We start from the raw sequence: 19,515 nt of genomic DNA, 5'->3' as shown, positions 1-19,515 counted from the left end.
CCACCGCCGGAACACCCTGCGGCGGCCCCGGCGGTCAGTCCCCGGACGGCCGGATGTCCGCGACCAGGTCGCGGCGCGCGTCGGCCACCCGGGCGCGGGTGAGCTCCGGCGTGTCCCCCTCGACCACCACGTAGGCGCGGCGGCTGGCCCGCTCGCCGATCGGGGCGACCCGGTCGCCGGGCCGGTAGGGGAAGCGCGCGCCGCGCACCCAGGGCGTGACCGCGATCTCCTCCGTGCCGGTGTACGTCTCCAGGCGCCCCTCGGGCAGCCGGAAGAAACCGATCTCCGCGTACCGCGAGGCGGGCCCCACCACCGGCCGGGTGCCCAGCAGGCCGGCGAAGACCGCCGCCTCCGGGTCGAAGCCCCGCGCGATGTCGATGAGCAGCGGGATGCGGTCGTCGCCGAGGTGCGCCCGGCAGGACACGATCCGGGGCCCGAGCGGCAGCAGCGCCACCTGGGTGTGGGCGGGCCCGGAGCGGTATCCGCTCGCCGACAGCAGGTCCGTGACCTCCCCCGCGATGACCTTCTGCGCCGCTTCGTCCAGGGGCGCCGGGTGGAGGTGGCCGGTCACGTGGAAGTCCGGCGCCCCCGTGGTGCGCTGGGCCGTCATGCCGAGGACGTGGTGGATCCCGTCCACGGTCAGCGTCTCGACGCTGACCCGGGGGGCCCCGGCGGGGACCGGATCGTCCGTCCCGCCCTCCCGGAGGCGTTCGTGGACCTCCGGCGCGTTCGGGGTCAGCCCGAGCCGCCACGCCTCCCGGGCCACGGGCAGGACCGAGCCGTCGTGCCCGCAGTGGAGCACGACGTCGAGGTCGTGGGTCCGCGCGGTCCGCGCGATGAGCTCGCGCAGACCGCTCTCGTCGGTGAAGTCGGCGAGCAGCAGCTCTTCGGACACTTCTTCGAGGCGGGACCGCAGATCCGCGTCGAGCTGCGCGGGATCCCATAGCGACCAGATGCGAAACCCCGACTCCGTCCCCTTGAGTGCCAGTTGATGACTCGGCATCACCAGCAACAGCCTGAATTGCGAGCTTCTCTCGGAGTGTGCACGCATAATTCCCAGTATGCAGGGACTACTTCCCCCGCAATTCCCTTCTGGTTCCCTCCGGTTGCCTTTGCGTCACGGCGAACTCCCCTTTGACCGAAAGGCGTTCACCGTCCGTGGCAGCGGACTAGGCGGGTGACGTCACGGCCGCGGCGGGCTCGGCGGTCGCGGCCGGCCCGGCGGAGGCGTCCGGTTCGGCCGGCGCCGCGAAGAGCCGGCGGGCGCCGAAGGCCAGCGCGGCGACCACGAGCATGCCGACGACCGCCCCGAGGAAGGGCGCCGAGGTGCCGTACGCGCCGAGCCCGAGGCCGCCCAGCTGGGAGCCGATCGCCGAGCCGCCCACGCTGACCGTGATGGCCCACGTGTACGCCTCGGTGACGTAACCCTCCCGCGCGGTGCGGGAGATGAGCTCGTACGACAGCGCGGTGACCGGCGACTGGAGGAGGCCGAGGACGACGAGGGCGACGCCCATCGACCAGTTGTCCCAGGCGGCCAGCACCAGCGCGGAGGCCCCGGCGAGCGCGAGCAGGCCCCAGGCGAAGACGGTCTCGGACGGTCGGCGGAGTGTGCGGCTGCCGTACCAGATCCCGCCGAGGATGCCGCCGACGCCCCATACGCCGAAGACCATCCCGATGTCACCGGCGGATCCGTGGGTCTCGACGAAGGCCGGTACCGCCACACTGTACGCGCCGGTCGCGCATCCGGCGACGAGCAGCAGGACCAGCAGCCTGACCAGGGCCGGGGAGCGGAGCGCGCCCAGCGGGTCGCGCTTGCCGGTGACGGGGGCGACCTTCCGGTCCCGGGAGGCCCGGGTCGCCGCGAACCCGATCGCGCCCACGCTGGTGAGCACGGCGCCCACGACGAGGGCCGACCCCGCGCCGCCCCAGATCAGCACCAGGCTGAACAGCAGCGGCCCGCCGATCACGAAGACCTCGCCCAGCACCGCCTCCAGCGAGAGGCCCACCCGCTCGGTGTTGCCCGGCGCGCTCCACAGGGAGCGGATGCAGCCGCTGATCGGCGGCATCGCGGCACCCGCGACGACCACGCACACCAGCTGCAGGGCCACCGCCTCCGGGTCGGCGGCCACGAAGCCGATCAGGGCGACGGGATAGACCGCGCCGGTGATCAGCAGCACGGGCGGCTGCCCGTACCGGTCGACGGCCCGGGCGACGAACGGCGCGAGGGCCGCCCCGCCCAGGCTGTACCCGGACAGGAGCAGGCCGGCCGAGAAGTAGCTGAGCCCCCGTGACGCGGTGAAGACCACCATGGAGACGGAGATCAGGTAGAGCGGGAGCCGGCCGACGGCGCTCCAGAACAGCGGGGCGCGCATGACCTTGTCGTGCACGACCGCCACGAAGGGGTTCTTCGCGGTCCGGGGCTCCGGGACGCGGTCCTCCGGGGTCTGCGGCGGTTCCGCGCCGTCGCCGGTGCTCGGGGAGTCTACGGACGGGGTGGGCGACATGATGGCTCGCAATTCTCGCGGGCGTCCCGTGCTGAGGCCGCTCGCGGTCGGGTGACGGTTGATTGCTCCGGACCGGCGGTCCGCGCGCCGTGGCCGCGCCCGGGTCCCGGTCGTCCTCGCCCGCCCGCGGCGGCGGGGGCCGCGGACGGCCGGGCCGTCTCCTCCGGATCGCGTTGGTCGGGCCCGGCACGATCCGAAAGAGGCCCTAGAGCCTGTCTGACAATTGGCGTCGGATCAGGCCGGGTCGTCCGGTGCGTGCGATCGGCGTGCGGCCGGGGCGCCCGCGTAGCGGAGCTACTTGGGCGTTCCGGCCGTGCGGCATGGGGGCACCTCCCGTGCCCGAAGGGCTACGGGGGAGTGCGTGCCGGGCGGGCCGGACCCGGCGGGAATTGTCAGACAGGCTCTAGCGGCCGGCGTAGGCCGTGCGGTGCTCCGGGCCCTCGGCCAGGAAGGCCGCGACGGCGGCGCGGTGGTCCCCGGTGCGCACGACGCCGGCCGCGACCGGGGCGAGCACCGCGTCGGCGGCCGGGACCCCGCCGTCGAGACAGGCGCGGACGATCCGCTTGGTCGCCGCGTGCGCCGCGGTCGGCCCGGTGGCCAGCCGCATCGCGTAGGCGTGCGCGGCCTCGTGGAAGCCGGCCGGCTCGAACAGCGCGTTGACGACGCCCCACGCGGCGAGTTCCGACGCGCGGTACAGGTCGCCGGTCATCACGAGCTCGCGGGCGCGCCCCGGGCCGGCGCGCTCGGCCAGCCGCTGGGTGCCGCCCATCGACGGGGTGAAGGCGACCTTCCGCTCGACCAGCCCGAACCGCGCGGACCCGGTCGAGACGATCAGGTCGCAGGCGAGCGCGAGCTCGAAGGCGGCGGTCAGGGTCAGCGAGTGCGCGGCGAAGACCGTCGGGCACGGCAGCGCCTCCAGCGCCTGGGCGATCCGCAGCCACCTCGCCCAGAACGACTCCGCGTCGGCGGGGTCGGTGTCGGCGAAGACCCGGACGTCGACGCCCGCGCTGACCACCCGCCCCTCCGCCCTGACGAGCAGGGCCCGGGGCGGATCGTCCGTGAGCCGCGCAACCGCCGCCTCCCACGCCTCCCACATCGCGAGGTCGAACAGGTTCAGCGGCGGGGCGTCCATGGTGAGGATCGCGAGCGGCCCGTCGTGGGTCAGCCGCACCGGCGCGCTCACGCGACGTTCCGGAAGATGCTGATCGCGTTGTTGCCCCCGAAGCCGAACGCGTTGCTCTGCACGTACCGCAGCCGCGGCAGCGCCAGCGGAGCGCCGGTGACCAGGTTCAGGCCGCCCTCGACCTCCTCGGGGTCCACGGCCGTCGGCGGCACGAGCCGGTGCCGCATGGTCAGGCAGGACGCCACCGCGCCCGCCGCGCCGGCCGCGCCCATCAGGTGCCCGACCGTTCCCTTGATCGCGGTCACCGCGGCCCGCGGGTAGAGCTCGGTGAAGATGCCGCCCTCGACCGTGTCGTTGGCCCGGCTGCCGGTGCCGTGGGCGAAGATCGCGTCGACGTCGTCGGCGGTGATCCCGGCCTCGGCGAGCGCCCGGCGGTGGCAGGCCTCGACGCCGCCGCGGTCGGGGGCCGTCGGGTGGCCGGCGTCGTTGCTGATCGCGGTCGCGAGGAGTTCGGCGTACGGGCGCTGCCCGGGGCGCAGCGCGTCCTCCGTCTGGAGCACCAGGACGCCGGCGCCCTCGGACGGCGTCACGTAGCGCCGGTCGGTGGAGAACGGCCTGCACCGCTGGGCGCCGATGGTCTGCAGCGAGCTGAAGCCGATGATGTTCTTCTCGGAGTACGGGTCGCAGCCGCCGACGACCGCGGTGTCGGCGACCCCGCTGCGCAGCATCTCCATCGCGCTGGACACCGCCACGTTCGCCGAGGCGCAGGTGCTCTGGGTGGTGAACGCCGGCCCGCGGGCGCCGACGGCCGCCGCGACGTCCGTCGTCACCGAGTAGCTGGAGAAGCCGCCGGTCTCGGCGATGTCCCTGCGTCCGGCGACGAGGTCCTCCAGGGCGTCGGCCTGGCCGTCGCTGGTGCCGATGCACACCACGGCGTCGCGCACCAGGTCGTCGCCGCGCTCCAGGCCCGCGTCGCGGAGCGCCTCGAGCGCCGCGTACTCGGCGAACACCGAGGCCGCCCGCGGCCGCGCGCGCGTCTGCTCGCGGACCTGTTCGAGCGCGATGTCCCAGGCGTCCTTGGGCACCCGGCCGCCGAGCATGCCCTCCTTCATCCCCGGGTACAGCGGGGTGAGGTCGGTGAACCGGTTGCGTGCCGCGCACAGGTCGTCCCAGAAGGGGGCGGTGCCGGCGCCGGCCGGGGAGATGACCCCCAGGCCGGTGACGAAGATGCGTGCTGCCCTATTCACCGCGACCTCCGTGGTCTGCCGTGTCGATGGTCTGCCTGGTGACGGTCAGCACGCCGCGGCGTGCGAGCGGACCCCGGCAGGTGAGCACGGCCTGCTCGCCCACCTCCAGCGTCCGGATCGAGGTGAGGAACTCGGCGGTGACGAAGGCCCCGTTGCGGTCCTCGGACGGGACCGACCCGATCCGTCCCCCGGGTGCGGCGGTCTCGTCGTCGTCGGGCGTGAAGTCGAACTCCGCGCGGAACTCGGTGCCCCGGGCGAACGTGGCGTGGGTCAGCCCCGACCGGCACCGCAGCCCGTGGGAGGCGAGGCCGGCGTCCAGGAGCGCCTCCGGCGAGTAGACGTCGCCGATCAGCACCTTGCTGATCGACGACCGGTCGACGGCGAGGGCGAGCAGGGCCTGCCAGATCGCCAGCACGGGCGTGAGCAGACCCCCGTTGAGCGTCAGGTTCCTGCCGGTGGCGCCGATCCCGATGTTCACGAACGCCGAGGCGGAGCTCGACGTGGCGTTCGGGAAGTGCTTGGCGGACAGCATCCTGCCGTCGGTCTCCGCGCGGCGCTGCAGTCTGGCCAGCGCCTCGGTGTTGCCGTACTCGGTGCCGATCACCACGGTGTCGTCGGTGCGCGTCTGCGGCGCCTCGTCGTGGGTGCGGGCCAGGTACAGGCAGAGACGGGTGAAGGAGTCGCGGAACTGGTCACCGACGGTGCCGATGACCGCGGTCAGGTCCGACGGGGGTGCGGCCAGTTCTCCTGGCTCCTCCCCGGGTTGCTGTCCGCAGAGCGCGACCTGACGGAGACTGAACTCGAACACACGGCACTCCGTTGTATCAGGAACAGGGGCGGGGGGACTTAGGCGGCCGCCGTCGCGGCCAGCTCGCGGACGTGGCTCTGGAGGTCGGCGACGGTGGCGAAGTTGCCGATGGACTCCTCGCCGATCTTGATGCCGAGGGCCTCCTCCACGTGCATCACCAGGTCGATCATCCCCAGGGAGTCGATTCCCAGCTCCGACCTGAGGTTCTGCTCGCCGGTGACCTCGAACTCCTCCGGGAGTTCAGCGACTCCCTTGAGTGCCTTCACGAGCTGCTCATCGAGAATGTCAGACATTTCCCCTCCTAGCGATTGCCGAACACGCTTCGAACGTGAATCGAGTGTGGCAGGGGGGAGAGCGGCACGCAGTAATCACGGGACTTACCCGCGCGGAAGAATGATCAGCGAAGTGCTTCCGCCCGGACCAGCGCGATGCGGACGCGCCTCGCCGGAAGGTGATCCTAACGTCCGTCGAGGCGCGGCGGATCGGGCGCGTTTCGCCCGGTCGCCATTCACCGCGCTCTCATTACGGAAACGATGGCGGAGAGTTTGAGGAGTTTCCATGCCGCTTGATCCAACCTATGCGATGATCAGGCGTTATCGTGAGGCGACCGGTTTCACCCCGCTCTACGAGATGTCCGTGGCGGAGGCCCGCCGGGCGGACGCCGAGACCGAGGCCGTGAACTGGGACTGGCACGAGCACCCGGAGGAGGTCCTCGACGTGGACCTCACCGGGCCGGCCGGCCCCCAGGCGGTCAGGGTGTACCGCCCGCGGAGCGACGAACCGCTGCCGATGCTGCTGTACTTCAACGGCGGCGGCTTCGTCGTCGGGTCCCTGAGCACCTCGGACTCGATCTGCCGGGCGCTGTCCACCATGGCGCGCTGCGTCGTGGTGTCCGTGGGCTACCGGCTGGCCCCCGAGGACCCGTTCCCGGCGGCCGTCGACGACTGCTTCAGCGCCGTGAAGTGGGCGGCGGAGCACGCTGCCGAATTCGGCGCGGACAGTCGTCGCATCGCCGTCGCGGGAGACAGCGCGGGCGGCAATCTGGCCGCGGTCATGGCCCTGATGGCGCGGGACGAGAAGGGGCCCGAGATCACCGCCCAGGTGCTCGTCTACCCGCCGCTGCACCATCACATGGATTCGAAGTCCATGCGCGAGAACAAGGACCTCATGTTCTTCAACGCGCATTCGAGCGCGTGGTTCTGGAATCACTATCTCGCGCAGCCCGCCGACGGCGATTCCCCGTATGCCTCACCGCTCAACGCGGCCGATTTCGGCGGCCTTCCCGCGGCATTGATCCTGACCGCGGAACTGTGCCCCGTACGGGACGAGGGCGAAGCGTACGCGAACGCGCTCTCGGCGGCGGGCGTACCGGTGGAGCACCACGACTATCCGGGTCTTCCGCACGGCTTCCTGGCCGTGGCGGCGAAACTCGGGACGTCCAGGGACGCCCTGGCGCTGATGGCCGGATATCTGCGCCGGAAGTGGGGGACCGACCTTTCGGATTCCGCGGAGAACGCCGCGGCGGCGGAGGAAAGGGTGCCCTCCGGAGTCTGAGCGGCACCGACGGGCCCGCAGCGGGGCCCGTGACGCGGGACGGGGCTCCCGCGTCGCCGGCCGGCGATCTCGATCACCGGCGCGGCGACGCGGGAGCCCCGTCGTCTCCCCGGGGCGGACCCGCCCCGGGTCTCAACGCCCGCGCTCGGCGCCCCCGTTGACCTGGATCACCTGCGAGGTGATGTGCCCGGCGGCGGGAGAGGCCAGCCAGTGCAGGGTCTCGGCGATGTCCGCGAGCGTGCCCGCGCGTCCGGTGGAGGTCTCGGCGACCCACATCGCCTTCCGGTCCTCGGGCGGCGGCCCGCCGAAGAACCCGGTCTCCTCGATGAACCCGGGTGCCACCAGGTTCACGGTGATCCCCCGCGGACCCAGGACGCGGGCCAGCTCGTGGGCGTACGGGTGGAGCGCGGCCTTGGCGGCGGCGTACGCGCTGAGGTTCGACCCGCGGTAGGCGGCGATGGAGCTGAGGAAGAGCACCCGGCCGCCGGGCGAGGCGAGCTGCTCGCGCAGCCCCTCCGTCAGCAGGGCGGCCGTGAGCGTGTTGATCCGGAAGTTGACGGTCCAGTCGTGGGCGACGGCGTCCAGCGGGTCGTCCGAGGCGGCCGGGGGCTCCAGCACCCCGTTGCCGCCCGCGCTGTGGATCAGCACGTCGACCCGGCCGCCGAGCTCGGCGTCCACGAACTTCCTGACGCCCCGCACCTCTTCGGGCTCGGTCAGGTCGGCCGCGCACACGCGCGCGCCCGGCACGGCGGCCTCCTCCAGCACCTCGCGCCGCCGTCCGAGCAGCAGCACCCGGTCCCCGCCCGCCGCGAAGGTCCGCGCGGCCGCGAGGCCGAGTCCGGTTCCGCCACCGCTGATCACCACGTTCCGTGTCATGCGCCGATCGTACCGTCGGCGATCTTCCCGTTCCACGTGGACATGACAGACAATCCGACACCACGCCGCCCCGCCCGACGACGGGAACCCCCGCCCCGGCACGACGACGACAAAGGGGCCGGACTCCACGGAGCCCGACCCCTCCCGCCCCGCCCGCGCCCGACCGGCCGCGCGACGGACGCACGACTACACGTTGAAGCGGAACTCCACCACGTCGCCGTCCTGCATGACGTACTCCTTGCCCTCCATGCGGGCCTTGCCGGCGGAACGCGCCTCGGCGACGGAGCCGGTGGCGACGAGGTCGGCGAAGGAGATGACCTCGGCCTTGATGAAGCCCTTCTGGAAGTCGGTGTGGATGACACCGGCCGCCTCGGGGGCCGTGGCGCCCTTCTTGATCGTCCAGGCGCGGGACTCCTTGGGACCGGCCGTGAGGTAGGTCTGGAGGCCGAGGGTGTCGAAGCCGACGCGGGCGAGGGTGGCGAGGCCGGGCTCCTCGGCACCGACGGACTGGAGGAGCTCCATGGCGTCCTCCTCGTCGAGCTCGGCGAGGTCCTGCTCCAGCTTGGCGTTGAGGAAGATCGCCTCGGCCGGGGCGACGAGGGCGCTCTGCTCGGCCTTGAAGGCGTCGTCGGTGAGCTCGTCCTCGTCGACGTTGAAGACGTAGAGGAAGGGCTTGGTGGTGAGGAGGTGGAGGTCGTGGAGGAGCTCCGCCTTCTCCGAGCCCTGGACGACGCCCTGGGAGAAGAGGGTGTCGCCGCGCTCCAGGATCTCCTTCGCCGCCTCGACGGCCGCGACCTTGGGGGCCACGTCCTTCTTGATGCGGGCCTCCTTCGCCAGGCGCGGGAGGACCTTCTCGATGGTCTGGAGGTCGGCGAGGATCAGCTCGGTGTTGATCGTCTCGATGTCGTCCTTCGGCGAGACCTTGCCGTCGACGTGCACGACGTTCTCGTCCTTGAAAGCACGGATGACCTGGCAGATCGCGTCGGACTCGCGGATGTTCGCGAGGAACTTGTTGCCCAGGCCCTCGCCCTCGCTCGCGCCGCGCACGATGCCGGCGATGTCGACGAAGTCGACGGTGGCCGGGAGGATCCGCTGCGAGGAGAAGATCTCGGCGAGCTTGGTCAGCCGGGCGTCGGGGACGCCGACGACGCCGACGTTCGGCTCGATCGTGGCGAACGGGTAGTTGGCCGCCAGCACGTCGTTCTTGGTCAGGGCGTTGAACAGGGTCGACTTGCCGACATTCGGCAGGCCGACGATTCCGATCGTGAGCGACACGGTGGCGACTTCCCTAGATACGGATGATGGGTCGATCCCCCAGTTTACGGGGGGCCCGGCGCGCGGCTCACCGGCCGCCCGGACCGGCGTCCGGTCGACTTCGGTCGAACTGCGTCCCGAGATCACCCAAAGGGCGTGTCCCGGACACCTCCCGCCGCCTCCCGACCTACGTTGGTGAGGTGGAGCAGCACAGGACAAGTCAGCCGCAGGGCCGCCGCCGACCGCAGACCCCTCTCACGCCGCCCGGCGCGCTGGTGGAGGTGGACGGGGGCGCGGCCGGGGCGGCCACCGTCTACCGGGTCGGGGCCCCGGCGGCGGCGCGGCGGCCGGTGCCGCCGGTCGTGCAGGCGCTGCGGCGGCTGCCGGCCCCCCGGCTCACCGGGCTCGGCGCGGGACTCTTCGCCTCGGCCGCGATGCTCGTGGTGGGCTTCCTGGACTGGCTGGTCCTGGACGGTTCGCCGCTGGCCTTCGGGCTGCTGTTCCTGCCGGTGAGCGCGCTCACCGCGCTCTGGGTCCGCACCGCCGACCTGGTCACCGCGCCGATCGCCGTCCCGATCGCCTTCGCCGTCGGCGTGGTGCCGATCGCGGGCGGCACGGGCGGCTTCGGCGGGCAGGCCATGGCGGTGGTCACGGCGCTCGCCGTGCACGCCGGCTGGCTGTACGGGGGCACGCTGGTCGCCGGGATCATCGCGAGCGTCCGGAAGGTGCGGGAGACGAGCCGCCGCCGGCGCAGGCCCGCCGCCCCGGCCGCTCCCCCGCGCGGCCCGGCCGGCACGGCTCCCGCCCGGCCCGCCGCGGCTCCCGCACGCCCCGGCACGGCTCCCGCGCGCCGGGGCGGCCCTCCCGCCCGCGGCCGGCGGACGACCCCGTGACCGGACCGGAAGGTCGCTCCGACGCGTCGCCGGGCGCCCCCTGCCCCTCCGACGGACATTCCTCCGGACATCCCTCACCTCACTGACGGGCGTCCCCCGCCCCGCAGCCGCGAGGCCCGCACGACGCGGGACCGCGGGCGCGGGGCCGCGAGGCCCGTACGCCACGAAGCCGCCGGTGCGGGGCCGCGGGGACCCTAGCGCGTGGCCGCCGCCCTCGCGGCCATCGCGGCGCCGACGATGCCGGCGTCGTTCCTCAGCTCGGCGGGGACGATCTCGGCGCGGATGCCGTCGAGGTAGGGGAGGAACTTGTCGGCCTTGCGGCTGACTCCCCCACCGAGGATGAAGAGCTCCGGGGAGAAGAGCATCTCGACGTGGGCGAGGTACTTCCGCAGGCGCTTGGTCGCCCAGTGCTCCCAGGTCAGCTCCTCGTCCTCGCGGGCCTTGGAGGAGGCCCGCTTCTCCGCGTCGTGGCCCTTGAGCTCCAGGTGGCCGAGCTCGGTGTTGGGGACCAGGCGGCCGTCGGTGAAGACGGCGGAGCCGATGCCGGTGCCGAGGGTCAGCAGGATGACGGTGCCGGTGCGGCCCCGGCCGGCGCCGAAGGTCATCTCGGCGACGCCGGCCGCGTCGGCGTCGTTGAGGACGGTGACGGGGAGGCCGCCGACGGCCTCCTCGATGAGCGCGCCCGCGTCGGTGCCGACCCAGGACGGGTCGACGTTGGCGGCGGTGCGGACGGTGCTGCCGGTGACGACTCCGGGGAAGGTGACGCCGATCGGGCCGGTCCAGCCGAAGTGGCCGACGACCTCCGCGACGCGGCCCGCGACGTCCTGGGGCGTCGCGGGCTGCGGGGTGAGGACCTTGTGGCGCTCCTCGGCGAGGGCGCCGCGCCCCAGGTCCACGGGGGCGCCCTTGATGCCCGAGCCGCCGATGTCCACTCCGAAGACGTTCATGGAATCACCGTACGGGCATCCGCGGGCCGCTACTCCCCGACGAGCCGGGCGGCCTCGGCGCGCAGGTCGCGGCGGAGTTCCTTGGGGAGCGAGAAGGTGAGGTGCTCGTCGGCGGTCTTGACCAGCTCGACGTCGGCGTACCCGCGCTGCGACAGCCACTCCAGGACCTCCTGGACCAGCACGTCGGGGACGGAGGCGCCGGAGGAGAGGCCGACCGAGGTGACGCCCTCCAGCCAGGCCTCGTCGATCTCGCTCGCGAAGTCGACCAGGTGGGCGGCGGGGACGCCGGCCTGCTTGGCGACCTCCACCATGCGGATCGAGTTCGAGGAGTTCTTCGAGCCGACGACGATGACGAGCTCGGCCTGGCCGGCCAGCTCCTTGATCGCGGTCTGGCGGTTCTGCGTGGCGTAGCAGATGTCGTCCGACGGCGGGGAGACCAGCTGCGGGAACTTGTCCTTCAGCGCGTCGACCGTCTCCATGGTCTCGTCGACCGAGAGCGTGGTCTGGGAGAGCCAGACGACCCGGGAGGGGTCGCGGACCTCGACCCTGGCGACGTCCTCGGGGCCGTCGACGAGCTGGATGTGGTCGGGGGCCTCGCCGGAGGTGCCGATGACCTCCTCGTGGCCCTCGTGGCCGATGAGGAGGATGTCGAAGTCCTCCTTGGCGTACCGGATGGCCTCCTTGTGGACCTTGGTGACCAGCGGGCAGGTGGCGTCGATCGTCGCGAGCCGGCCCTGGCGGGCCTCCTCGTGGACGGTCGGGGCGACGCCGTGCGCGGAGAACATCACGATGTTGCCCGGCGGGACCTCGGTGGCCTGGTCGACGAAGATCGCGCCCTTCCGCTCCAGCGTCTGGACCACGTACTTGTTGTGGACGATCTCGTGGCGGACGTAGACGGGGGCCCCGTACTGCTCCAGGGCCTTCTCCACGGCGATCACGGCACGGTCGACGCCCGCGCAGTAGCCGCGGGGAGCGGCGAGCAGGACACGCTTCGGGCGGTGGGTCGCGGGCGTTGCAGTCATGCGTCCCATCGTAAGGCCGCGTCGGTGACCGCCTGGAGCGAGGCCGTGTCCGAAACTGACGCCATGGCTGAGAACGCGCAGGTGGACGGGGCGGCAACGGGGCCGGACCACACGGGGCTGCGACGGACGCTCGGATTCCGCGACCTGGTCGTGTACGGGCTGCTGTTCATCGCCCCGATGGCGCCGGTCGGCGTCTTCGGCACGCTCGACGCGAAGTCCCACGGTGCCGTCGCACTGGTGTACGTCGTGGCGACGGTGGCGATGGCGTTCACGGCCTTCAGCTACGCGCAGATGGTCCGGGTCGCCCCGCTGGCCGGCTCGGTCTTCGCCTACGCCCGCAAGGGGCTGGGCGAGGGGCCGGGCTTCGTCGCCGGCTGGATGGCGATGCTCGACTACCTGCTGATCCCGGCCGTCGCCTACCTCTTCGCGGGGATCGCGATGGAGGCGCTGGTGCCCGAGGTGCACCGCTGGGTGTGGACGGGGCTCGCGGTGGTGGTGACCACCCTGCTCAACCTGTGGGGGGTGCGGGCCGCGGCCCGCGTCGGCTTCGCGGTGCTCGCCATGGAGATCGTGGTGCTGCTGGTCTTCGTGGTGTCGGCGGTGGTGGTGCTCGCACGGGACGGGGCGCAGCGCGACTGGTGGTCGCCGCTCACCGGCGACGGGACCTTCTCGCTCGCGGCGGTGATCGGCGCGGTGTCGGTGGCGGTCCTGTCGTACCTCGGCTTCGACGCGATCGCCTCCTTCGCGGAGGAGGTGACCGGGGGCTCGTCGAAGGTGGCGCGGGCGCTGCTCTTCTGCCTGGTGCTCGCCGGTGTCCTCTTCATCGCCCAGACCTGGCTGGTGGCGCTGCTCGAACCGGTCTCGTCGGCGGAGCTGGCGGCCGATCCGGGGAAGCAGGGCTCCGCCTTCTACGACGCGGTGGACAGCTCGGTCGGCGGGTGGCTGCACGACCTGGTCGCCGCGTCGAAGGCGATCGGCGCGGCCTTCGCGGCGCTGGCCGGGCAGGCGGCGGGCGGGCGGCTGCTCTTCGCGATGGGCCGGGAGGGGCGGCTGCCGCACGCGCTCGCGCGGACCGACTCGGGCGTGCCGCGGGTGGCCCTGCTGGTGTCGGCGACGGTGACGATGGCCGCCGCGGTCTGGGCGGCGAGCCGTGACGACGGCCTGGACCACCTGGTGTCGGTGGTGGACGTCGGCGCCCTGACCGCCTTCGTCCTGCTGCACGCGAGCGTGGTGGGCTGGTTCGCGGTCCGGCGGGCGGAGGGGGAGCCGCACTGGCTGAAGCACGTGGTGCTGCCGGTAATCGGCGCGGCGATCCTGGTCGCGGTGATCGTGGAGGCGTCCCCGGCGGCCCAGGTGGTGGGCGTGGTCTGGCTGGGCGTGGGGCTGGTGGTGCTGGCGGTGCAGGGCGCCGGGCGGGGCCCGGTCGGGGGCCGGCCCGGCTCCCGGGAGGACGGGCCGCGGCGATGACGTTGTCGGAGCGCCCCGTTACGCTCGGTGCATGGGTCTGACTACGTCCGCCGAAGCACCGCTGCCCGTGGGTGAGGTCTCCCGGATGATCGGGGGGTGGATCGACCGGCTGGGGGCGATCTGGGTCGAGGGGCAGATCACGCAGCTCTCGCGCCGCCCCGGCGCCGGGGTCGTCTTCCTGACGCTGCGCGATCCCTCGCACGACGTCTCCATCGGGGTGACCTGCTACCGGCAGGTCTTCGACGCGGTGGCCGACGTCGTCTCGGAGGGCGCCCGGGTCGTCGTGCACGCCAAGCCGGAGTGGTACGCGCCGCGCGGGCAGCTGTCGCTGCGGGCGGTGGAGATCAAGCCGGTCGGGATCGGCGAGCTGCTGGCCCGGCTGGAGCAGCTGAAGCGGGGGCTGGCGGCCGAGGGGCTGTTCGCGGCCGACCGGAAGAAGCCGCTGCCGTTCCTGCCCGGCCTGATCGGCCTGGTCTGCGGCCGGGCCTCGGCTGCGGAGCGGGACGTCCTGGAGAACGCCCGGCGCAGATGGCCCGCCGTCCGCTTCGAGGTGCGGAACGTGCCGGTGCAGGGCGTGAAGGCGGTGCCGCAGGTGATCCAGGCGGTCCGCGAGCTCGACGCGCACGAGGACGTGGACGTGATCGTGGTGGCCCGGGGCGGCGGCAGCGTCGAGGACCTGCTGCCCTTCTCCGACGAGCAGCTGATCCGCGCGGTGGCCGCGTGCCGGACCCCGGTGGTGTCGGCGATCGGGCACGAGCCGGACTCCCCGCTGCTCGACCTGGTGGCGGACCTGCGGGCCTCCACGCCGACCGACGCGGCCAAGAAGGTCGTGCCGGACGTGGGCGAGGAGCTGGAGCGGGTGCGCGGCCTGCGCGACCGGGCGCTGCGGACGGTCCGGGGGCTGCTCGACCGCGAGGAGCGGGGGCTGGCGCACGCGCTGGCCCGGCCGGTGATGGAGCGTCCGGAGCGGATGGTGGAGGTCCGGGAGGACGAGCTGGACGCGCTGCTCGCGCGCAGCCGGCGGGTCCTGGGGCATCTGCTGGACCGGGCGGACTCGGAGCTGGCGCACACCCGCGCGCGGGTGCGGGCGCTCTCCCCGGCGGCGACGCTGGAGCGCGGCTACGCGGTGCTCCAGCGGACGGACGGGGCGGTGGTCCGGGCGGCGGAGGAGGTCGCGGAGGGCGAGGAGCTGCGCGCCCGGGTGGCCGACGGCGAGTTCACGGTGCGCCGGTCGTAGCCGGGGCGGGCCCGCGAGGGGCCCGGCGCGGGACCCCGGGGGCCGACGAGAGTGACGGAGGACGGAGAAGACATGGGAAGCGGTACGGAGACGGCGGCGCTCGGCTACGAGGAGGCGCGCGACGAGCTGATCGAGGTGGTGCGGCGCCTGGAGGCGGGCGGCACCACCCTGGAGGAGTCACTGGCGCTCTGGGAGCGGGGCGAGGAGCTGGCGAAGGTCTGCCGGCACTGGCTGGAGGGCGCCCGCGCCCGGCTCGACGCCTCGCTGGCGGCGGGGGGCACGGAGGAGGAGCCCGGGGAGTGAGGTCCCGGGCCGGGGGGTGAGCGCACGGCCCGGGACCGAGGGGCGGGCGGGGCCCTGGGGACGAGCGGGGACCGGGGAGCGGGCCGGGGGCGAGCGTCGGACCGGGACAGAAGGCCGGTCCGGCCGACCCGGGAGGCGGATACGGGCGTCCCCGGCGCATCCGGAAAGCGGTCCGGTTAGACTGGCGGAAGTGAAGCGGATCACTATCCGGATCAGATAGTTGAAATTTCACCAATCCTGGGCGTACTGTCGAGGCATCGCCCGGGTCCCCGCCGGGCGTCCCCTTGCAGTCCGGAAGGTACGCAGCATGTCCCTCGTTCTCGACCCCGCCGCCCAGGACCTCCTCTTCCGCGAGGCCCGCACTGCCAACACGTTCACCGACGAGCCGGTGACCGACGAGCAGGTCCAGGCGATCTACGACCTGGTGAAGTACGGCCCCACCGCCTTCAACCAGACCCCGCTGCGCATCACGCTGGTCCGCTCCCCCGAGGCCCGCGAGCGCCTGGTCAAGCACATGGCCGAGGGCAACCAGGCCAAGACCGCCGCCGCCCCGCTGGTCGCGATCCTCTCGGCCGACAACGAGTTCCACGAGGAGCTCCCGGCCCTGCTCCCGCACTTCCCGCAGGCCAAGGACATGTTCTTCGCCGAGCGCCCGGTCCGCGAGGGCTCCGCGCTGCTGAACGCCGCCCTCCAGGCCGCGTACTTCATCGTGGGCGTCCGCGCCGCCGGCCTGGCCGCCGGCCCGATGACCGGCCTGGACTTCGCCGGCCTCCAGAAGGAGTTCCTGGACGCCGACCACACCCCGCTGATGGTGATCAACATCGGCAAGCCGGGCGAGGACGCCTGGTTCCCGCGCTCCCCGCGCCTGGCCTACGACGACGTCATCACGACCGTCTGAGCCCGCTCCCCGCACGACGAAGCCCCCGGCGCCTCTGCGCCGGGGGCTTCGTCGTGCGGGAAGGGCCGTCAGGCCTGCTTCGAGCGGAGGGCGCCCGCCATCTCCGCGAGCGTCTCGAAGGACGCCGTGCCGGTGACGACCGTGGTCGCGCCGCCGTCGGTCCGCACCAGCGCGTCGTACTTGGGGCCCTCCCAGCGCTGCCAGACCCGCCCGTCCACGGTCTGCGTCCTCCCGGTGTCCTTGGCCTGGTGGGTGACCTTGGGCACGAACTTCCGCGGCTCCGCCGTCGACTGGTTCACCGAGACGTACTGGGTGTCCGGCGAGAGGAAGCCGAGCTGCCAGGCGTTGCCCTGCTCGCGCTTGTACGAGACCACCGTCGCCCTCCAGTCGTCGCCGAGGCCCTCGGGGGCGAGCACCGGATACGGCGCCGCCCGCTGCGCCGTGATCAGCTCGACCCGGTAGTCCTTGGCCTTCACCGGCTCCGCGTCCTCGTCGTGCGGGATGAAGAGATACATGACCCCCGCGGCGATCATGATCACCCCGAGGGACTGGATCATCCCGCGTACCGTCTGCCTGCCTCGCTTAGCTGCCACGCCCCATATGGTCGCATCACGGTCCCGCGCTCATACGTGGACCCCTCTGCTCAATTTGTCGACCTGGCGATAGAGTCACAGCACCCTCTCTTTTTCCGGCCGTCGTCGTACAGAAAGGTGCGCTCCGATGACCGAGCACCACCTCCCCCCCGAGCTGGAGGTCTCTCCCGAGGCCCCCGACCGCAACCTCGCCCTCGAACTGGTCCGCGTGACCGAGGCCGCCGCCATGGCCGCCGGCCGCTGGGTCGGCCGCGGCGACAAGATCGGCGCGGACGGCGCCGCGGTCAACGCGATGCGGACCCTCATCTCGACCGTCTCGATGAACGGCGTCGTCGTCATCGGCGAGGGCGAGAAGGACGAGGCGCCGATGCTCTTCAACGGCGAGCGGGTCGGCGACGGCACCGGCGCCGAGGTCGACATCGCCGTGGACCCGATCGACGGCACCACGCTGAACGCCAAGGGCATGCCGAACGCCATCGCGGTGCTCGCCGCCGCCGACCGCGGCTCCATGTTCGACCCGTCCGCGGTCTTCTACATGGACAAGCTGGTCACCGGCCCCGAGGCCGCCGACTTCGTCGACATCAACGCGCCCGTCTCGGTCAACATCCGCCGGGTCGCCAAGGCCAAGGGCATGCAGGCCGAGGACGTCACCGTGGTCATCCTGGACCGCCCCCGCCACGAGGGCATCGTCAAGGAGATCCGCGAGACCGGCGCCCGCATCAAGTTCATCTCCGACGGCGACGTGGCCGGCTCCATCATGGCCGCCCGCGAGGGCACCGGCGTCGACCTGCTCATGGGCATCGGCGGCACGCCCGAGGGCATCATCTCGGCCTGCGCCATCAAGTGCCTGGGCGGTGTCATCCAGGGCAAGCTGTGGCCCAAGGACGACGCCGAGCGCCAGAAGGCCCTCGACGCGGGCCACGACCTGGACCGGGTCCTCACCACGACCGACCTCGTCCGCGGCGACAACGTCTTCTTCGTCGCCACCGGCATCACCGACGGCGAGCTGCTGCGCGGGGTGCGCTACCGCTCCGAGACGGCGACCACCCAGTCGCTGGTCATGCGCTCGAAGTCCGGCACGATCCGCCAGATCGACTCCACGCACCGGCTCTCGAAGCTGCGCGCGTACAGCGACATCGACTTCGACCGGGCGAACTGACACCGGAACGACGACGGCAGCGAAGAGGGGCGCCCCCCTGTGCGGTGGGGGCGCCCCTTCCCGTACGGGGGACCGGGTGCGGCCCGTCAGCCGGCCTGGGCGATCCGCTCGGCCCCGGCCGCCTTGCGCAGCTCCACCTCGCGGCGCCTGCGCCGGGCCAGCACCACGCGGCGCTCGGCGGCGGTGAGCCCGCCCCAGACGCCGTACGGCTCCGGCTGGATCAGCGCGTGCTCGCGGCACTCGACCATCACGGGGCAGCGCCCGCAGACGCGCTTGGCCGCCTCCTCGCGGGCGAGCCGCGCGGCGGTCGGCTCCTTGGAGGGGGCGAAGAAGAGCCCCGCCTCGTCCCGGCGGCACACCGCCTCCGCGTGCCAGGGGCCGTCCTCGTCCTCCCGCGCGGGAGCGCGCTGGGGCGGCACGGCGGCTACCGGGAGGGGCTGATGCGGCAGTTGCAGCACGGTCTACTCCTGACGACGGCTTCGCGAGCGAGCAGCGATGCAGCAGCCCTACCCGCTGTGCGCGCGCCTATGCACTGCGTGCGCCCCCCATCCGGAGTCCGGGGCCCCGGCGACGCATTCCGGTCACCACCTGACCGATACCCGTCGGTGGATCAGTGGCCCAGGTGCTTGCGGATCTTGCTCTGGAGGTCGACGACCCACTTGCCGCGCTTGGGGCGGGCCTCCACGTTCCCGCAGAGGGCGTAGCCGTTGACCACCACCAGCGGCGCCTGCGGATCGACCCCCTCCAGCGAGGTGACCTCGAAGTTCCCGAGGATGCCGGTGCCGGTGCCGCGCAGGCTGATGTTCTCCGGGACGCGCACCTCGATGTTCCCGAAGATCGAGGTGGCGTTGATGGTGGTGAGCGGCTGGGCGAAGATCGCCTCGGTCAGGTCGATCTCGATGTTCCCGAAGACCGCGAAGGCGTTGGTGCGGCGGGCGACCCGCCAGCGGCCCTTGCGGGTGGTGCTGGAGAAGACCGCGAGCAGCTGGTCGGCGTTCCCCTCGACGTCCTCCGGCCCGTAGGCCGCCGGCACCGGCTCCGGCCGGGGGGCGGCCGCGGTCCGGCCGGGGGCCGCCGGCAGGTCCCGCACGATCGGCTCCAGCTCGCCCACGGTCTTGGCCCGGTAGACCGCCTCGACCCGCTCGGCGTGCTCCTCCGCGTCCAGTCTCCCCTCCGCCAGGGCCTCGGCCAGGATGTCCGCGATCCGGTCCCGGTCGGCGTCCGAGGCCCGCAGCGAACCCTGCGGGTCCGCGTAGGCGGGCGCGGCGGGGGGCGCGGGGGCGGCGGGGGGCTCGGGGGCCGCCGGGGGCTCGGGGGCGGCCGGAGGCGCGGGCGCGGCCGGGGCCGCCGGGGCCTCGGGCGGGGTCGGGGCGGGCTGCTGCGCGGGGTCGGGCTGCTTTTCGAGGTCCACCCGTCCAGCCTGGCACACGCGATAGATCGCGACCAGGGATCCGAACCCCCATCTCTCCCCTAGGGGACGCGAAGCGGCGGGAACGCGAGGGCGCGGACCGCCGCGGCGGCGGCACCCCGGGCCGCGCCGTGGCGGATCGCGCCGTGACGGATCGCGCCGTGGCGGGTGGCAGGTTGCGCCTGGGGGACGGGTCGCGCCGTGGCGGGGGTCTCGCCGTGG

Annotated in this window: 20 protein-coding genes; 7 read left to right on the top strand and 13 right to left on the bottom strand. The window is 73.1% G+C overall.

What is annotated here, in order from left to right:
- Positions 1-34: 34 nt before the first annotated feature.
- The 6 genes from IE287_RS25415 to IE287_RS25390 all read right to left on the bottom strand — a co-directional run bounded on the left by IE287_RS25415 (position 35) and on the right by IE287_RS25390 (position 5,975).
- Positions 35-895 carry an ATP-grasp domain-containing protein gene (locus tag IE287_RS25415; RefSeq protein WP_229883726.1) on the bottom strand — a complete coding sequence of 287 codons (861 nt, stop codon included), beginning with the start codon at positions 893-895 and terminating at the stop codon, positions 35-37.
- A gap of 274 nt (positions 896-1,169) precedes the next feature.
- On the bottom strand, positions 1,170-2,504 hold the full coding sequence (locus tag IE287_RS25410) for an MFS transporter (protein WP_189851506.1): 1,335 nt from the start codon (positions 2,502-2,504) through the stop codon (positions 1,170-1,172).
- 403 nt (positions 2,505-2,907) lie between these two features.
- Positions 2,908-3,687 (bottom strand): enoyl-CoA hydratase/isomerase family protein, encoded by a 780-nt coding sequence (locus IE287_RS25405; RefSeq protein ID WP_229883725.1) that lies wholly within the window; start codon positions 3,685-3,687, stop codon positions 2,908-2,910.
- Entirely contained in the window at positions 3,684-4,874 is a 1,191-nt protein-coding gene (locus IE287_RS25400) for a beta-ketoacyl synthase N-terminal-like domain-containing protein (protein WP_189851505.1), read from the bottom strand. Before IE287_RS25400 ends, IE287_RS25405 begins: the two co-directional genes overlap by 4 nt.
- Positions 4,867-5,682, bottom strand: a complete 816-nt coding sequence (locus tag IE287_RS25395) for a hypothetical protein (RefSeq protein WP_189851504.1) — start codon at positions 5,680-5,682, stop codon at positions 4,867-4,869. The genes IE287_RS25400 and IE287_RS25395 overlap by 8 nt, the downstream gene beginning before the upstream one ends.
- 38 nt (positions 5,683-5,720) lie before the next feature.
- Positions 5,721-5,975 (bottom strand): acyl carrier protein, encoded by a 255-nt coding sequence (locus tag IE287_RS25390; RefSeq protein WP_189851503.1) that lies wholly within the window; start codon positions 5,973-5,975, stop codon positions 5,721-5,723.
- A 265-nt stretch (positions 5,976-6,240) separates the two neighbouring features.
- Here IE287_RS25390 and lipP1 point away from each other — a divergent pair, with 265 nt between their 5' ends.
- Complete coding sequence (gene lipP1, locus IE287_RS25385) at positions 6,241-7,236, top strand: LipP1 family hormone-sensitive lipase (RefSeq protein WP_189851502.1); 996 nt, start codon at positions 6,241-6,243, stop codon at positions 7,234-7,236.
- 132 nt (positions 7,237-7,368) lie between these two features.
- Here lipP1 and IE287_RS25380 read toward each other — a convergent pair whose 3' ends face one another.
- Together IE287_RS25380 and ychF are read right to left on the bottom strand one after the other, a co-directional pair.
- The gene (locus IE287_RS25380; protein ID WP_189851501.1) at positions 7,369-8,112 is read right to left on the bottom strand and encodes an SDR family NAD(P)-dependent oxidoreductase; all 744 of its coding nucleotides are present in this window, start codon (positions 8,110-8,112) and stop codon (positions 7,369-7,371) included.
- A gap of 186 nt (positions 8,113-8,298) precedes the next feature.
- A complete protein-coding gene (gene ychF / locus IE287_RS25375; protein ID WP_189851500.1) occupies positions 8,299-9,387 on the bottom strand; it encodes a redox-regulated ATPase YchF in 1,089 nt (362 codons plus the stop codon).
- A 179-nt stretch (positions 9,388-9,566) separates the two neighbouring features.
- On the opposite strand from ychF, the gene IE287_RS25370 reads away from it, so the two are divergent.
- Positions 9,567-10,259, top strand: a complete 693-nt coding sequence (locus IE287_RS25370) for a DUF6542 domain-containing protein (protein WP_373307896.1) — start codon at positions 9,567-9,569, stop codon at positions 10,257-10,259.
- A gap of 194 nt (positions 10,260-10,453) precedes the next feature.
- Here the strand turns inward: IE287_RS25370 and ppgK are convergent, their stop codons facing one another.
- Together ppgK and IE287_RS25360 are read right to left on the bottom strand one after the other, a co-directional pair.
- Positions 10,454-11,206: a polyphosphate--glucose phosphotransferase gene (ppgK, locus tag IE287_RS25365; protein ID WP_189851499.1), complete on the bottom strand. Its 753-nt coding sequence runs from the start codon at positions 11,204-11,206 to the stop codon at positions 10,454-10,456.
- A gap of 29 nt (positions 11,207-11,235) precedes the next feature.
- Positions 11,236-12,237, bottom strand: a complete 1,002-nt coding sequence (locus tag IE287_RS25360; RefSeq protein ID WP_189851498.1) for a 4-hydroxy-3-methylbut-2-enyl diphosphate reductase — start codon at positions 12,235-12,237, stop codon at positions 11,236-11,238.
- 54 nt (positions 12,238-12,291) lie between these two features.
- Between IE287_RS25360 and IE287_RS25355 the strand changes: the two genes are divergently transcribed.
- The 4 genes from IE287_RS25355 to IE287_RS25340 all read left to right on the top strand — a co-directional run bounded on the left by IE287_RS25355 (position 12,292) and on the right by IE287_RS25340 (position 16,133).
- The gene (locus IE287_RS25355; RefSeq protein WP_189851497.1) at positions 12,292-13,695 is read left to right on the top strand and encodes an APC family permease; all 1,404 of its coding nucleotides are present in this window, start codon (positions 12,292-12,294) and stop codon (positions 13,693-13,695) included.
- Between the two features lie 31 nt (positions 13,696-13,726).
- The gene (gene xseA / locus IE287_RS25350) at positions 13,727-14,932 is read left to right on the top strand and encodes an exodeoxyribonuclease VII large subunit (RefSeq protein ID WP_189851496.1); all 1,206 of its coding nucleotides are present in this window, start codon (positions 13,727-13,729) and stop codon (positions 14,930-14,932) included.
- A 72-nt stretch (positions 14,933-15,004) separates the two neighbouring features.
- On the top strand, positions 15,005-15,235 hold the full coding sequence (locus tag IE287_RS25345) for an exodeoxyribonuclease VII small subunit (protein ID WP_189851495.1): 231 nt from the start codon (positions 15,005-15,007) through the stop codon (positions 15,233-15,235).
- A gap of 307 nt (positions 15,236-15,542) precedes the next feature.
- Positions 15,543-16,133, top strand: a complete 591-nt coding sequence (locus IE287_RS25340) for a malonic semialdehyde reductase (protein ID WP_189851494.1) — start codon at positions 15,543-15,545, stop codon at positions 16,131-16,133.
- Positions 16,134-16,201: 68 nt separating this feature from the next.
- Here the strand turns inward: IE287_RS25340 and IE287_RS25335 are convergent, their stop codons facing one another.
- The gene (locus IE287_RS25335; protein ID WP_189851493.1) at positions 16,202-16,726 is read right to left on the bottom strand and encodes a DUF4245 domain-containing protein; all 525 of its coding nucleotides are present in this window, start codon (positions 16,724-16,726) and stop codon (positions 16,202-16,204) included.
- A 127-nt stretch (positions 16,727-16,853) separates the two neighbouring features.
- Between IE287_RS25335 and glpX the strand changes: the two genes are divergently transcribed.
- Positions 16,854-17,885 (top strand): class II fructose-bisphosphatase, encoded by a 1,032-nt coding sequence (gene glpX, locus IE287_RS25330; RefSeq protein ID WP_189851492.1) that lies wholly within the window; start codon positions 16,854-16,856, stop codon positions 17,883-17,885.
- A gap of 86 nt (positions 17,886-17,971) precedes the next feature.
- Here glpX and IE287_RS25325 read toward each other — a convergent pair whose 3' ends face one another.
- Positions 17,972-18,343 carry a WhiB family transcriptional regulator gene (locus IE287_RS25325; protein WP_189851491.1) on the bottom strand — a complete coding sequence of 124 codons (372 nt, stop codon included), beginning with the start codon at positions 18,341-18,343 and terminating at the stop codon, positions 17,972-17,974.
- Between the two features lie 152 nt (positions 18,344-18,495).
- Positions 18,496-19,296, bottom strand: coding sequence for a DUF1707 SHOCT-like domain-containing protein (locus IE287_RS25320; RefSeq protein ID WP_189851490.1), 801 nt, complete (start codon positions 19,294-19,296; stop codon positions 18,496-18,498).
- Positions 19,297-19,515 lie beyond the last annotated feature (219 nt).

Source organism: Streptomyces omiyaensis (assembly GCF_014650895.1).
GTDB classification, from domain to species: Bacteria; Actinomycetota; Actinomycetes; order Streptomycetales; family Streptomycetaceae; genus Streptomyces; species Streptomyces omiyaensis.
This window is presented reverse-complemented; position numbering and strand designations above follow the sequence as displayed.